Source organism: Streptococcus danieliae (assembly GCF_013415245.1).
GTDB classification, from domain to species: domain Bacteria; phylum Bacillota; class Bacilli; order Lactobacillales; family Streptococcaceae; genus Streptococcus; species Streptococcus danieliae_A.
Genome location: NZ_JACBXX010000050.1, coordinates 1 through 11229 on the forward strand (window position 1 = coordinate 1; position 11229 = coordinate 11229).

The window sequence follows — 11229 nt, forward strand, 5'->3', positions numbered from 1 at the left end:
AATAAGGCATGGAACTCGTCAGAGGTCGCTGCCGTCCCCCACCACAGGGAAAGCATCTCATATGAATTGAAAGGAAGCCATTTTTAGGCTATATTGTACTCACTATTTATAGATTGTAAAATTCTACCCACTACAGTTGACAAAGAGCACCAAAAAACAAGTAGCCGACGGCTACTTGTTTTTTGGTGGAACAATCGTTTGACTTTCCGGATAGTGGTTGGCAAAGTCGACTTTGAGTTGGACAAAGGTTTGCAGGTCCTTGAGGAGCTGCAGGAGGATGGCGCGGGTTTCAAACTCTTCCCGACTTTGGGGCAAGGGGCGTTCTCGAAATTGTTGGAGATAGGTTTGGATTTCAGCCATGATGGCCTGGGCAGGATTGAACTGGCTGAGTTGGTCGGCTACGTGTTGAAAGAGTTCCGCTAGAATCTGGCTTTCTTCAAGCGACAGCTGGCAGTTGTTGATGTTCTGGGCCATGTCTTTGAGAATGTCGTTTTGGGCCTTGCGCATTTCGAAGTAGTCAACATGGTAGCTGTCCTTGTGGATCAGGTGGTTGGAGTAATCCAGATAGGCCACCTCGAGGGCCTGCCGTAGTTCCTGATCTAGGAGGGTCACTGTCCGTGCCTCGTTGCGCCCATCTCCCTGACGGAGGAAAAAGACAAAGCGGTTGAGGATTTCCTTTAACAAGGTCTCAACCTGGGTGTGATAAGCCTCTAATTCCTTTTGCCGGTCCGGCATATAGAGAATAACCAGGAGGGCATTGAGGGTCCCGATTAGGAAAATTAACAGCTCATTGGCGATGAGAGCCGGAGCAATGCTTTGTTCCAAAAGCAGATGGGTAACCAAGACGGTACTGGGGGTAATGCCGATCTCCAAATGAAACCGATAGGCCAGAGGTGTGTAGAGTAGCAAGAAGGGGGCCAGGGACCAAAGGTGAAAGCCGAACAGCCAGAAAACGAAACTGCCCAGTGCCAGGGCCAAGAGGGCTGATAGCAGGCGTTGATAGGCTAATTTCAAGGTTGTCCGTCTGGTATCAGAGACACTTAAAATGGCAATAATCCCAGCTGTAATGGCATAGTCAGCACCTAAGAAACTGGCTAAAAAAGCGGCCGAACAGGTGGCGAGGGTCAGTTTTAAGCTATGTTGGAACAGGGACATGGGAACCTTTCTAAATACTATTTCCACTTTAAAAGTAAATGCTCAAAAAAGAGAGGTTGGGTTTTTGTCCCAACCTCTGAGGCTTAGAGTATTACGGTTTATTGGAAGCCTTGATTTTGGCTTGGAGTTCTTCCACATGGGCTTGCGCTTGCTCCATCTGGGCTTGGATTTGCTCGGCGCGGGCCTGGGCTTCCTTGCCAAAGGCCTGAGCCTTATAACTGAGGTCTTGGGCTAGCGGGCTAATTTTTTGCGCTTCTGTTTGCAGGTTTTGGAGCTGGTCTTTCAGCTGGGCCTGGAGGTGATTGAAGCGTTTGCTTTCGCTAGCTGCTTCTTGGGCATTGCGCATGATTGCCTTACGGTTTGACACCAATTCATAGGAAGACTTGGCAGCACTCAAAAAGAGGATGGTTGAGATGAGACCCATTTAGACTTCCTCCGTGGTTTCTCTGATTTTTTGCGCCAATTGGGCCAAGTGTTCAAAGTCTGGTTCCTGGGTTTGGAAACGGATGTCTAAGCCATCTTCTTGGCCAAAGCGAGGGAGCAGGTGGATGTGGGTGTGGAAGACGGTTTGGCCGGCAACCTCTTCACTATTGTTGATCACATTGATTCCCTCAGCACCAAGTGCCTGTTTGAGACGACGGGCCAAACCGGGTACCTGTCCAAACAGGGCTTGGGCTACTTGAGGATCTAGGTCAAAGATATTTCGGTAGTGTTCCTTGGGAATGACCAGGGTGTGTCCAGGTGTTGCCTGGGAAATATCGAGGAAGGCTAGAATCTGCTCATCTTCATAGACTTTACTAGCTGGGATTTCTCCCGCAACAATTTTACAAAAAAGACAATCCATATTTTTCTCCTTTCATTCCGTCCATTTGATATAATGGATTTGATTGGAACGTGGCTATTGAAGAGGCTGAGACCAAAGTCTAGCCTCGCTTACTTTAGTTAGCAAAATGACCTTGACGCAGTAGTTGCTCTGCGAAGAACAGGACAGGTTCTTCTAGTTAATGATAGCGAACAGTCCATATTCGTCTTCTCTTAGTATAGCAAAAATGGAGGATTTATGTTAGAAGTGAGTCAGGTTACAGGTGGCTATTTTAATCTACCTGTGCTGAAAGAAATCAGTTTTTCCGTCCAACATCATGAAATTGTGGGCTTGATTGGCCTGAATGGGGCAGGGAAATCGACTACCATTAAGGAGATTATTGGTTTTCTCCAGCCTTATGCGGGGATAATTCGCCTGGATGGTCAGGAACTACAGACCGATCCGGTCGCTTATCGGAAGAAGATCGGTTACATTCCCGAAACACCCATGCTCTATGAGGAGCTGACCTTGCGGGAACATTTTGAAATTGTCGCCATGGCCTATGAGAAGGATCTGGATCAGAGCCTGGAGCGCCTGGCTCCTTACCTCAAGCGTTTCCGCCTGGACCAGAAGTTGGATTGGCTTCCGGCAGAATTTTCCAAAGGGATGAAGCAGAAGGTTATGATTCTCTGCGCCATCCTAGTTGATCCTGATTTGTATATTGTTGACGAGCCTTTTTTGGGCTTGGATCCTTTGGCGATTGAGGATTTACTCCAGTTTCTTTTGGAGGAACGGAAAAAAGGGAAGGGCATTTTAATGTCTACCCATGTTTTGGATACAGCTGAAAGGGTATGTGATCGCTACATCTTACTCCATCAAGGGCAGGTTCTAGCAGAGGGCAGTTTGGCAGCAATCCAGGAACAATTCCAAATGCCGGACCAAAGTCTGCATGACATCTACCTGCGTGTCACTCAGGAGGATTAGCATGCGTGATGTATTTCAGCGAAGGCAAGCAGCTTTCCGGAGGGAATTGGTGAGCTACCTGCGTTATGTTCTCAATGACCATTTTGTCCTCTTTTTATTTATCTTGCTGGGTTTAATTCTGACCCAGTATCGGGCCTTGTTACTGGATCCGGCCGCCTATCGGCTGTTCTTGCTGGGGCTGTTGCCGGTGGTATCGGCTGTGTGTTTTGTGCCCGGCCGGATGGCTACCTACTTGCGTAGGGGGGATGAGTTTTTCCTTTTGGTTCAGGAAGCTCAGGTCAAGGTGTTTTTGCGGGGCGTTTTTCGGAAGACAGCTGTTTTGCAGTTGGTTCGTGCTCTGCTGGCCTTTGGACTGTTGCTGCCTCTCTGGTGGGTGACTTTTGCGGGCTGGCTTCCCATACTGATTTATCTGCTTGGGCTAGCGAGCCTTCAGTTTGCCGCTTTTTCCTACCGCTACCGTAGTTTGCGGCAGACTGCGGGCTTGGATTGGACGTTTTGGATTAGCCAGGAGCAGGAGCGGACGCAAGGTATTCTGCGCTTTTTCTCCCTCTTTACGCAAGTCAAGGGGATTGAGGAGCGAGTGCGGATGCGGTCTACCTGGAATCCAGTGTTGCCACTTTTGGAGCGGGGGAATTCCAATCCTTGGTATAGTTTGTTTTTACGTTCTTTTTTACGAAAAGGACCTTATTATGGCCTGTGGTTGCGCCTGCAATTGTTGGCGCTGCTAGCTCTGGGTTTGGTTCCGCAAGTCTGGCTGGCTACGGGCTTGGCCTTTGTGGCTTACTATCTCTTGTATTTCCAATTACTGGCACTGTTGCGGAGTCAAGATGGGCAAGTGATGACAGGGCTTTTCCCGAAAGGGAGTCAAGCCAAAAGTAGTGGATTGCGAAGGCTGCTTAATCAATTGGGGCTTGTCAGTCTCGGTGTGGCTCTCCTGGTCCTCTTGGGACGAGGAGCCTTTTTGGAAGCAGGGAGCATGCTTCTCTTCATGCTCTTGCTGATCAAGCTTTATATTCCTTATAAATTAAAGAGATTGGTTGACGAAGCTGTCTAAAATTAGTAGAATGAAGAAGATTTTTTCAAGGAGGTCATGAATGGAAGGGACTGATCAAGAGCTAGCCTTGAGCCCCCTGGCGGGTAAAAGTGGCAATGCCTATAAGGGCACGTATCCAGATGGACGTGAGATTTTTGTAAAAATGAATACCAGCCCGATTCTGGCTGGACTGGCTAAGGAACAGATTGCGCCGCAGCTGTTGTGGAGTCGCCGGATGCCCGATGGTCAAGTGATGACGGGCCAACAGTGGCTAAACGGGAAAATTCTGACTCCTGGAGAAATGGGGAAAAAGCAGATTATTAACATCTTGACCCGTCTGCACCGCTCCCGGCATTTGATGGTCCAATTGACCAGTTTGGGGCAACAGTTGGAAACACCGATTGACTTGCTTTATTCTTGGCGGGAGTCTGTCCATGCCAATTTACGGCGGAATCAGTTTTTGCAAGAGGTCTTTGACGACTTGCGTCAATCGGCACCTGGTTTTCGGGAAGACCATGCGACCATTGTGCACGGTGATGTTCGCCACAGTAATTGGATTGAAACAGAGAGTGGTTTGATTTACCTAGTGGACTGGGATTCTGTCCGCCTAACGGATCGGATGTTTGATGTGGCACATATCTTGAGCCACTACATTCCTGAATCCCGCTGGCAGGAATGGTTGGTCTACTATGGCTACCGCTACAATCAGAAGGTATTGAACAAATTGTACTGGTATGCCCAGTATTCTTATTTAAACCAAATTGGTAAATACTATGCCAATGAGGATATGGAGAATGTGAACCGGGAAATCTATGCGCTTAGAAATTTCCGGACACGCTTTGGAAGGGGATTATGAGAGTTCGCAATCGAAAAGGGGCAACCGAGTTATTAGAAGCACATCCAGAATATGTGGTGCTGGATCCAGAAAGTGCCAAGGGACACTGGCAGGAGATTTTTGGCAACAAGAATCCGATTTATATTGAAGTCGGATCTGGAAAAGGCCAATTCATTTCCGGCATGGCGAAAAACCATCCGGATATCAACTTTATCGGGATTGACATCCAAAAATCGGTTTTAAGTTATGCCTTGGACAAGGTCTTGGCAACTGATGTACCCAATATCCGGTTGCTCTGGGTTGATGGGGATGCCCTAACCAACTATTTTGAAGCCGGGGAAATCGACCGTCTCTACCTGAACTTTTCGGATCCCTGGCCTAAGAAGCGCCACGAAAAACGGCGCTTGACCTATAAGTCGTTTTTGGAAACCTACCAGGCGATTTTACCTAGTCAGGGAGAGATCCATTTCAAAACCGACAATCGCGGCTTGTTTGAATATTCCCTGATCTCCCTGTCCCAATACGGCATGATCTTGGATGGGGTCTGGTTAGACCTACACGCTAGTGAGATTGAGGGCAACGTGCGGACAGAGTATGAGGAGAAATTCTCCAGCAAGGGCCAAGTAATTTACCGTTTAGAAGCACATTTTCCAGAATAAGTGGGTCTGAAGCTTGTTTTTAGGGAATTCTATGGTATAATTAGAAAAGAATGAAGAAAAAGGAGGGGCGAAGAGAAATCTTCGCCTCTTGTTTATAGTAAAAAAGGAGGTGCTCTTATCGCAACAATTATTGAGCAGGTGTCTCAGGTCCTGGAAGGTCAGATTCCTGAACCCTATGAGTTGGTAGATCTGGAGTATGCCAAACTAGGTGGCGATATGGTCTTGAGTGTATTTGTGGATAAGCCCGGTGGGATTACCGTTGAGGATACAGCTGATTTGACAGACTTGATTAGTCCACTCTTGGATACCATCCAGCCAGATCCCTTCCCAGAAAATTATTTTTTGGAAGTATCCAGTCCTGGTCTAGAGCGGCCCTTGAAAACATCCGAGGCCATGCAGGCTGCGGTTGGTTCCTACATCCATGTCAGCCTTTATCAAGCGATTGATAAGAAAAAGCAGATTGAAGGTGACTTGTTAGCCTTTGATGGGGAAACCTTGCAGCTAGAGTACATGGATAAAACCAGGACCAAACAAGTGGAGATTCCTTACAAGCTAGTGTCTAAGGCTCGCTTGGCTGTGAAATTTTAGAGCGTCCGTTCGTTTCTCTTTTCCAGCTTTGTTAAAGTAAGCGAAACAACTATGAAACAGAAAGGAGCTTTTGGGCAACCAAAAGCAAGTAAAGCATGAGTAAAGAAATGGCGGAAGCTTTCCGCATCCTTGAAGAAGATAAGGGCATCAAAAAAGACGACATCGTTGATGCAGTCATTGAGTCCCTACGTGCAGCCTACCGTCGTCGTTACGGCCAAGCTGACAGTGCCCTCATTGAGTTTAATGAGAAAAAAGCAGATTTCCACGTTTACACAGTGCGTGAGGTCGTGGATGAAGTATTTGATAGCCGCTTAGAGATCAGCTTGAAAGATGCCTTAGCGATCAATGCAGCCTATGAGTTGGGTGATAAAATCAAATTTGAAGAGTCTCCGACCGAATTTGGCCGTGTCGCTGCCCAGTCTGCCAAGCAGACGATCATGGAAAAAATGCGCAAGCAGACGCGTTTAATCACCTATAACACTTACAAAGAGCATGAAAATGAGTTGATGAGTGGTACGGTAGAGCGTTTTGATGCCCGCTTTATCTATATCAACTTGGGAAGCATCGAAGCCCAGATGTCGCGCAAGGATCAGATTCCAGGTGAGGTTTTTGCGTCCCACGACCGGATTGAGGTCTACGTTGAAAAGGTTGAAGATGATCCCCGGGGTGTTAATGTTTTTGTTAGCCGGAGCCACCCACAGATGATCAAACGGTTGATGGAGCAGGAAATCCCTGAAGTTTACGATGGTACTGTCGAAATCATGGCGGTCTCCCGGGAAGCGGGCGACCGGACCAAGGTGGCGGTGCGCAGCCACAATCCAGATGTGGATGCGATTGGTACCATTGTCGGCCGCGGTGGAAGTAACATCAAGAAGATTACTAGTAAGTTCCATCCAGCTCGCTACGATGCTAAACTTGAGAAGTGGATTCCAACCGAGGAAAACATCGATGTTATCGAGTGGGTCAGCGATCCAGCAGAGTTTATCTACAATGCCATTGCGCCTGCCGAAGTGGATCAGGTTATCTTCGATGAAAAAGATAGCAAACGGGCCTTGGTTGTGGTTCCAGATGATAAATTGTCCTTAGCCATTGGCCGTCGGGGTCAAAATGTTCGCCTGGCAGCCCACCTAACCGGTTTCCGGATTGATATCAAATCAGCTTCTGAGTTCGAGGTGATGGAAGCTGCGCAAGCGCTAGCAGCGGAAGTGGCGCTTGAGGAGGAAGTTGTCCCATCAGCAGTTGAGGAAGTGCTGCCAGAAGTAGAGGAGCTACTGGATGAGGCAGCCCCAGTCGAAAATCTCGAGGAAGAACAGGAATAAGCATGACCAAAACAAGAAAAATTCCTTTACGGAAGTCCCTTGTTTCTGGTGAAGTGATTGACAAACGTGACTTGTTACGGATCGTCCGGACCAAAGACGGTCAGGTTAGCATTGACCCAACCGGTAAGGCCAATGGTCGAGGGGCTTATATCAAGTTAGATTGTGAAGAAGCAGCCTTAGCCAAACAACGGAAGGTCTTTGATCGCAGTTTTCGTCAGGAAATTCCCGAAGAATTTTACGATGAATTGATCGCTTTTGTGGATCGCAAATTGAAACGAAGAGAGTTAGGACTTGAATAAGGAAGAACAGTTGTTAAACCTTTTGGGTCTGGCCCAGCGAGCAGGGAAACTTGTTTCTGGTGAAGATTTAGTCATAAAAAGCATTCAAAGCAACCAAGCACAATTGGTGTTTTTGGCGCAAGATGCAGGGCCTAATCTTCGGAAGACCATTGAAGATAAAAGTCGCTACTACCAGAAGATGGTAGTCGATCAATTTACAACCCATGACTTGAGTCTGGCCATCGGGCGCCAACGCAAGGTGCTATCTGTGGTCGACTCTGGATTTGCTAAAAAAATGAGGTCGATTATGAGCTAGAAATGGAGGCATGGAAATGTCTAAAAAACGTTTGTACGAAATTGCCAAAGAAATCGGCAAGGAAAGTAAGGAAATTGTAAAGCGGGCCAAAGATCTAGGGATTGAGGTCAAAAGCCATGCTTCCTCGGTCGAGGAAGATGTGGCCAAGCGGATTAAGGCCAGCTTCAAGCCGGCTAAACCCGCAGCGCCTAAGCCAGCCGAAAAGCCAGCCCCAGCCTCTGAGCCAGCAGCCAAGCCAAGTGCTGCAACCCAAGGCGGCCGGCCGCAAAATCGTAATTTTAAGGCAGAACGGGAGGCAAAGGCTAAGGCTGAGGCCGAGCGTCGCAAACAAGGTCGTGGCAAGCAGGACCGTAAACAAGGTCAGGGAGGCCGTGGGCAAAAACAAAACCATCGTGACCAACAAGGTCAAGGGCAGGGGCGGGATCAAAACCGCAACCGTGGCAACCGCGACCAAAATCGTCACAAGGATCGCCGCCAAGATCGGAATAGCCAACAGGCTGGTCCCCGTCTGGATTTTAAAGCGCGTGCTGCAGCCCTGAAAGCGGAACAAAATGCGGAATACGCCCGCAATAGTGAAAGCCGCTTCAAGGAAGCCCAGGCCCAGCGCCAAGCCCAGGAAGAGCAAGCTAAACGCCGCAAAGAAGCGAAACAGGAGACTCCAGTGCAGCCAAGTCCGGATTCAAAACCGGAACCCGCTGCTTTTACAGCCCCTGTAGCTGTTGCTCCGGCACCAGATAACCGTCGTAAAAAACAAGTGAGACCGGATAAACGTCGTGACAATGAACACGAAGATGGTCCACGCAAGCAAGCAAATAGAAATCGAAATAATCAAAATCAAGTGAGAAATCAAAGAAATAGTAACTGGAAGCAAAAACAAAACAAAGGGAAGAACCAACGTGGTAAGAACCAGGCACCAAAACCGGTTACGGAACGTAAGTTCCACGAACTTCCTAAGGAATTTGAATATACGGCTGGGATGACCGTTGCAGAGATTGCCAAACGGATTAAACGCGAACCAGCAGAGATTGTTAAGAAGCTCTTTATGATGGGGATCATGGCGACTCAGAACCAATCCCTCGATGCGGACACGATTGAACTCCTCATGGTGGATTATGGCATTGATGCCAAGGAAAAAGTTCAAGTGGACAATGCCGACATCGAACGTTTCTTCGTGGATGAGGACTACCTCAATGAAGACGAGATGGTTGAGCGCCCACCAGTGGTAACCATTATGGGGCACGTTGACCACGGTAAAACCACCCTTTTGGATACCCTCCGGAATTCCCGTGTCGCAACAGGCGAAGCTGGGGGAATTACCCAGCACATTGGAGCCTACCAAATTGAAGAAAACGGCAAGAAAATTACCTTCTTGGATACCCCGGGACACGCAGCCTTTACCAGCATGCGGGCTCGGGGAGCATCGGTCACAGACATCACCATCTTGGTCGTTGCCGCAGATGACGGCGTGATGCCACAAACCATTGAGGCCATTAACCATTCCAAGGCTGCCGATGTTCCAATTATCGTAGCCATCAACAAGATTGATAAGCCAGGTGCCAACCCCGAGCGTGTAATCGGTGAATTGGCCGAGCATGGTGTTATGTCAACAGCCTGGGGCGGTGATTCCGAATTTGTCGAAATTTCCGCTAAATTCAACCAAAACATTGACGAATTGTTGGAAACAGTCCTCTTGGTTGCTGAAATCCAAGAACTAAAAGCAGACCCAACTGTTCGTGCTATCGGTACCGTTATTGAGGCCCAATTGGATAAAGGAAAAGGGGCTGTTGCAACGCTCTTGGTCCAACAAGGAACCCTAAACGTCCAGGATCCGATCGTTGTCGGAAATACTTTTGGACGGGTGCGTGCCATGACCAACGACCTCGGTCGTCGGGTCAAAGTGGCTAGCCCATCAACTCCAGTCTCCATTACCGGTTTGAATGAAACTCCAATGGCGGGTGACCATTTTGCGGTCTATGAAGATGAAAAAGCTGCCCGTGCAGCCGGGGAAGAACGTGCTAAACGTGCCCTTCACCAACAACGCCAAAACACAACCCGTGTTAGCCTTGAAAACCTCTTTGATACTCTTAAAGCGGGAGAAGTGAAGTCAGTTAATGTCATCATCAAGGCTGACGTGCAAGGTTCGGTTGAGGCCCTTGCAGCCTCCCTTCAAAAAATTGAAGTTGAGGGTGTGAAAGTAACCATCGTCCACTCAGCGGTAGGGGCGATTAATGAATCTGATATTACTCTGGCTGAAGCTTCTAATGCGATTATTATCGGCTTTAACGTTCGCCCTACCCCGCAAGCCCGGCAACAAGCCGAGGCAGATGGCGTAGAAATTCGTCAGCACAGCATCATCTACAAGGTGATTGAAGAAGTAGAAGATGCCATGAAGGGACTCTTGGATCCTGAATTTGAGGAAAAAGTAATTGGTGAAGCCGTTATCCGTGAGACCTTCAAAGTATCTAAAGTCGGTACCATCGGTGGTTTCATGGTCTTGAGCGGAAAAATTACCCGCGACTCCAAGGTTCGAGTAATTCGCCAAGATGTGGTTATCTACGATGGCGCCCTAGCAAGCTTGAAGCACTACAAGGATGATGTCAAAGAAGTTACCAACGGCCGTGAAGGTGGTTTGATGGTTGAAAACTACAATGACATCAAGGTTGACGATGTGATTGAAGCCTACATCATGGAAGAAATTAAACATTAATAGGGAGGTCCCCATGGCAAATTCGATTCGTACCGACCGGGTCGCTATGGAAATCAAACGTGAAGTCAACGAGATCCTGCAAAAGAAGGTCCGTGACCCTCGTGTCCAAGGCGTTACCATCACCGATGTCCAAATGACCGGTGATCTCTCCCTGGCAAAGGTCTACTACAGCATTATGAGTGACCTAGCCTCTGACAACCAAAAGGCCCAAATCGGCCTTGAGAAGGCGACCGGGACCATCAAACGGGAACTGGGCCGTCAACTCCATATCTACAAAATCCCTGATTTGACCTTTGTCAAAGACGAATCCATTGAATATGGTAATAAGATCGATCAGATGTTGCGGAATTTGAATAAGGACGATTTTTAGTCTTTAAGTCCTGATTTGTAAGAGATTTTCTTGTATGAGTAGTACCCCAGTCTAAGGCTGGGGTTTTGTGGTTCTTTGCCAAGTTGTGTGGAATCCCTGGAAACTGATACAGTCTTTTAGTGGCTCTTTGTCAACTGTAGTGGGTAGAATTTTACAATCTATAAATAGTGAGTACAATATAGC

General features: G+C 47.9%; 13 protein-coding genes. 10 read left to right on the forward strand and 3 right to left on the reverse strand.

The annotated features are described in order from the left end of the window. Positions 1 to 171: 171 nt before the first annotated feature. The 3 genes from HZY94_RS01260 to HZY94_RS01270 all read right to left on the reverse strand — a co-directional run bounded on the left by HZY94_RS01260 (position 172) and on the right by HZY94_RS01270 (position 1999). The gene (locus HZY94_RS01260) at positions 172 to 1155 is read right to left on the reverse strand and encodes an aromatic acid exporter family protein (RefSeq protein WP_179924690.1); all 984 of its coding nucleotides are present in this window, start codon (positions 1153 to 1155) and stop codon (positions 172 to 174) included. A 91-nt stretch (positions 1156 to 1246) separates the two neighbouring features. Continuing rightward, entirely contained in the window at positions 1247 to 1579 is a 333-nt protein-coding gene (locus HZY94_RS01265) for a hypothetical protein (protein ID WP_179924691.1), read from the reverse strand. Next, on the reverse strand, positions 1580 to 1999 hold the full coding sequence (locus HZY94_RS01270) for an HIT family protein (RefSeq protein ID WP_160332931.1): 420 nt from the start codon (positions 1997 to 1999) through the stop codon (positions 1580 to 1582). 216 nt (positions 2000 to 2215) lie between these two features. On the opposite strand from HZY94_RS01270, the gene HZY94_RS01275 reads away from it, so the two are divergent. The 10 genes from HZY94_RS01275 (at position 2216) to rbfA (ending at position 11046) form a co-directional block, all read left to right on the forward strand. Continuing rightward, entirely contained in the window at positions 2216 to 2941 is a 726-nt protein-coding gene (locus tag HZY94_RS01275; protein ID WP_179924692.1) for an ABC transporter ATP-binding protein, read from the forward strand. Between the two features lies 1 nt (position 2942). After that, positions 2943 to 3995, forward strand: a complete 1053-nt coding sequence (locus tag HZY94_RS01280; protein ID WP_179924693.1) for an ABC transporter permease — start codon at positions 2943 to 2945, stop codon at positions 3993 to 3995. Between the two features lie 40 nt (positions 3996 to 4035). Next, positions 4036 to 4830 carry a cell cycle regulator CcrZ gene (gene ccrZ, locus HZY94_RS01285; RefSeq protein WP_179924694.1) on the forward strand — a complete coding sequence of 265 codons (795 nt, stop codon included), beginning with the start codon at positions 4036 to 4038 and terminating at the stop codon, positions 4828 to 4830. Continuing rightward, the gene (gene trmB / locus HZY94_RS01290; protein ID WP_179924695.1) at positions 4827 to 5468 is read left to right on the forward strand and encodes a tRNA (guanosine(46)-N7)-methyltransferase TrmB; all 642 of its coding nucleotides are present in this window, start codon (positions 4827 to 4829) and stop codon (positions 5466 to 5468) included. Before ccrZ ends, trmB begins: the two co-directional genes overlap by 4 nt. 117 nt (positions 5469 to 5585) lie before the next feature. Continuing rightward, the gene (gene rimP, locus HZY94_RS01295) at positions 5586 to 6056 is read left to right on the forward strand and encodes a ribosome maturation factor RimP (protein ID WP_160332942.1); all 471 of its coding nucleotides are present in this window, start codon (positions 5586 to 5588) and stop codon (positions 6054 to 6056) included. Between the two features lie 95 nt (positions 6057 to 6151). Beyond that, the gene (gene nusA / locus HZY94_RS01300; protein WP_179924696.1) at positions 6152 to 7375 is read left to right on the forward strand and encodes a transcription termination factor NusA; all 1224 of its coding nucleotides are present in this window, start codon (positions 6152 to 6154) and stop codon (positions 7373 to 7375) included. A 2-nt stretch (positions 7376 to 7377) separates the two neighbouring features. Beyond that, the gene (gene rnpM / locus HZY94_RS01305) at positions 7378 to 7674 is read left to right on the forward strand and encodes an RNase P modulator RnpM (protein WP_160332937.1); all 297 of its coding nucleotides are present in this window, start codon (positions 7378 to 7380) and stop codon (positions 7672 to 7674) included. Beyond that, positions 7667 to 7969 carry a YlxQ-related RNA-binding protein gene (locus tag HZY94_RS01310; RefSeq protein WP_179924697.1) on the forward strand — a complete coding sequence of 101 codons (303 nt, stop codon included), beginning with the start codon at positions 7667 to 7669 and terminating at the stop codon, positions 7967 to 7969. The genes rnpM and HZY94_RS01310 overlap by 8 nt, the downstream gene beginning before the upstream one ends. Before the next feature lie 16 nt (positions 7970 to 7985). After that, a complete protein-coding gene (infB, locus tag HZY94_RS01315; protein WP_179924698.1) occupies positions 7986 to 10676 on the forward strand; it encodes a translation initiation factor IF-2 in 2691 nt (896 codons plus the stop codon). Between the two features lie 13 nt (positions 10677 to 10689). Further along, the gene (rbfA, locus tag HZY94_RS01320; protein ID WP_179923892.1) at positions 10690 to 11046 is read left to right on the forward strand and encodes a 30S ribosome-binding factor RbfA; all 357 of its coding nucleotides are present in this window, start codon (positions 10690 to 10692) and stop codon (positions 11044 to 11046) included. The last annotated feature ends 183 nt before the right edge of the window (positions 11047 to 11229 follow it).